This window comes from Limnofasciculus baicalensis BBK-W-15, from assembly GCF_024178385.1.
Taxonomy (GTDB): Bacteria; Cyanobacteriota; Cyanobacteriia; order Cyanobacteriales; family Coleofasciculaceae; genus Limnofasciculus; species Limnofasciculus baicalensis.
In genome coordinates this window covers 1-3,085 of record NZ_JAMZMM010000529.1, presented here as the reverse complement: position 1 = coordinate 3,085, position 3,085 = coordinate 1, and the positions used below count along the sequence as shown (strand labels likewise).

Genomic DNA, 3,085 nt, shown 5'->3' with positions numbered 1-3,085 from the left:
CTACTTAGGTGTGTTTGAACAGTGCGGGGACTGATAAACAAGCGATTGCTGATTTCTTTGTTGGTTAACCCCTGAATCACTTCCCAAAAGACTCTTTCTTCTGCAGGTGTCAGAGGTAAAGGAATGGGAGTCACGGCCACCTCAGCATCAATCTGTGGTATCTCAACCTCAACAGGTTCAGGTGTGGCAATTTGAGGCGTTGGCTCAAGCCCAATCGAACTCGCATTGAGGTGCATCAACTGAACTATCAGGGAGTGGATGCGGCGGGTTCGCTCTAACTGGGCTTCTATTTTGGCCGCTAATTCTCTGGGATCTACTGGTTTAATTAAATAATCATCAGCTCCCATAGAATGACCGTGAATTCTGTCTTCTAATTCTCCTCTCCCAGATAAAAATATAAAGGGCATTAGTTGGCCAGAAGGAGTGGATCGCAACCGACGGCAAAATTCTAGCCCATCCATCTCTGGCATCATCACATCAGAAACCACTAAGTCTGGGGGATTTTTCATACAAGCTTCTAAGGCTTCAGCACCTGAACTAACTTGTTTGACTTGATATCCCATTTTTTCTAGGGCGCGTTTCAAGGCAATTCGTAAGGTTCTATCATCATCAACCACTAAAATTTTCTTCATCTTTCTTCCCCCATTGAGACATCCACCATTGCTGTATTCAGCTTGGCGGTGGCTGGAATTGAGGATGCCATCTCGTCTTGGGGTCTTTCCAAATGGAATAACTCCTGTGGGCAGAGTCTACGGAACATCGCTATAGCTGTCCTTTCTGTTAATAAAGGCTTAATTACTGTTATTTGTAGTTTGACAGGGGGATATTTTACAACATATCCAGCCTCTAGCCAGTGATTTTTCTCTAGTGTTTGACTATAAAGATTAAACTCTATCAGTCCACCTGTATTTGTTTCGCTAGGCAATCTTGTATCTTTTAACCTCCTGAATAGTTTCCCTTGTTGATAGTATATCCTCCTGAGATTATGGTAAGGGTAACGCCTAAATATTATTACTTTTCCTGGATTGATAATTAGTCTCACTCTATTCAGACGGCAGGGCATTAATGGCTGTTGATTCTTGTCTAGAACTAGAACTCTTTCCATGGGATCAGCTCATCTATATAATGGGATTAGCGCATTTCTGCGGTAAAGTTAGCTGTGACAATGTTAGAGTTCAGTACTTTCCCAGAAAAATAGGCTTAATCCTTATTTTTAAGCCTGTTTAATCTCTGGACTTTAAAGACTGGAACTAGGGGGCGCATCTCAAGGTAAGAATTTATACGCTTTCCTCTAACGTAGCCCGCAATGGCTCAGTCTGGTAAACTCGTGGCTCTCTTCAGAGCCAACAGTATAATCGGAGTACCGATTATAGCGGCGGGTTGTTTACGGTACAGATCGTGACTGCCTAAATGGAATACTATATTCCAGCATAATGGCTGATTCCAAATTTAAGCATAATGGCTGATTGTCAACAGTGTCTAACTGGTGTACCTTGATTTTCTTATTTGGTTCTGAACCACTGTAAGGAGGGTTTAACCACGTCGATGGGCTAGTGTTTCTGGTTGATGAGACACCCAAAGCCGCCCCAGTCTCTACACCTTAAATGCGATAAAGCGGGAATCCGATAGCCTAAATTTCTGTACTCTGAACTCCTTTTCCAGGCATACTCAGTAACGCAGGACTAAATAGCTCAAACAACTGAACTCTATCTCTATGTACGATAAAATCACCCCTCCAGAAACTGGTTCCCGCATTACCTTCCTTCAGGGCAAGCCTATCGTTCCCGATAACCCGATTATTCCGTTCATTCGCGGTGACGGCACTGGGATTGATATTTGGCCAGCTACTCAAAAGGTAATTGATGCGGCTGTCAGTGCCGCATATAGCGACAAGCGCCAAATTAGCTGGTTTAAAATCTATGCAGGTGATGAAGCGTGCGATAAGTACGGCACTTATCAATATTTACCGGAAGATACCCTAACTGCGATCGCAGAATACGGTGTTGCTATCAAAGGACCGTTAACTACCCCGGTGGGAGGTGGTATTCGTTCTCTCAATGTAGCATTACGCCAAATTAATGACCTCTATGCCTGCGTCCGTCCTTGTCAATATTATCCTGGTACGCCATCACCTCACCGCCATCCTGAAAAACTGGATGTAATTATCTATCGGGAGAATACTGAAGATATTTATCTAGGTATTGAATGGCCTCAAGGTAGCGAATTAGCGGACAAATTGATTTCTCTCCTAAATAATGAGTTTATCCCGGCAACTCCAGAACATGGTAAAAAGCAGATTCGCCTCGATTCTGGAATTGGGATTAAACCTATTAGCAAAACTGGTTCTCAACGTCTGGTGCGTCGTGCTATCCAGAATGGACTAAGGTTACCAAAATCTAAGCAAATGGTGACTTTAGTCCATAAGGGCAATATTATGAAATACACTGAAGGAGCCTTCCGCGATTGGGGTTATGAGGTTGCTACTACTGAGTTTCGCTCTGAATGTGTAACGGAAGTAGAATCGTGGATTCTTAGCAATAAAGAGAAAAATCCAGATATTTCTCTGGCTGATAATGCCCGTGCTATTGAGCCTGGTTTTAACTCACTTACACCAGAGAAACAGGCTAAGATTATTAGCCAAGTAGAACAGGTTATTAATGATATCTGGGATAGTCACGGCAATGGCAAATGGAAAGAAAAGGTAATGGTAAATGACCGAATTGCTGATAGTATTTTTCAACAGATTCAGACGCGCCCAGATGAATACTCGATTCTCGCTACGATGAACCTTAACGGGGATTACCTCTCTGATGCTGCTGCTGCTCTTGTGGGTGGATTGGGGATGGGTCCTGGTGCTAATATTGGGGATAATTGTGCCATTTTTGAAGCTACTCACGGTACTGCACCCAAGCACGCAGGTTTGGACCGAGTTAATCCTGGTTCACTGATTTTATCGGGGGTGATGATGCTGGAATATATGGGTTGGCAAGAAGCTGCTGATTTAATTAAACAGGGATTAGGAAATGCGATCGCATCTCGTGAGGTAACCTACGATTTGGCGCGGATGATGACTCCTCCTGTGGAG

At 43.5% G+C, this 3,085-nt stretch carries 3 protein-coding genes; 1 reads left to right on the top strand and 2 read right to left on the bottom strand.

Translation table 11 applies throughout. The features are described 5' to 3' along the window. Both NJ959_RS27700 and NJ959_RS31075 read right to left on the bottom strand, forming a co-directional pair. On the bottom strand, positions 1-632 hold a 632-nt coding region (locus NJ959_RS27700), incomplete at its 3' end, for a response regulator transcription factor (RefSeq protein WP_254014987.1). Then, positions 629-1,105 carry an RRXRR domain-containing protein gene (locus NJ959_RS31075; RefSeq protein WP_507237497.1) on the bottom strand — a complete coding sequence of 159 codons (477 nt, stop codon included), beginning with the start codon at positions 1,103-1,105 and terminating at the stop codon, positions 629-631. The genes NJ959_RS27700 and NJ959_RS31075, both read right to left, overlap by 4 nt. 609 nt (positions 1,106-1,714) lie before the next feature. On the opposite strand from NJ959_RS31075, the gene NJ959_RS27690 reads away from it, so the two are divergent. Then, positions 1,715-3,085: NADP-dependent isocitrate dehydrogenase (locus NJ959_RS27690; protein WP_254014985.1), on the top strand; the 1,371-nt coding region annotated here is incomplete at its 3' end.

What these genes read in the sequence shown, in the direction of transcription:
- NJ959_RS31075 (WP_507237497.1), bottom strand. Translation starts at nt 1,105, where the DNA reads ATGGAAAGAGTTCTAGTTCTAGACAAGAATCAACAGCCATTAATGCCC.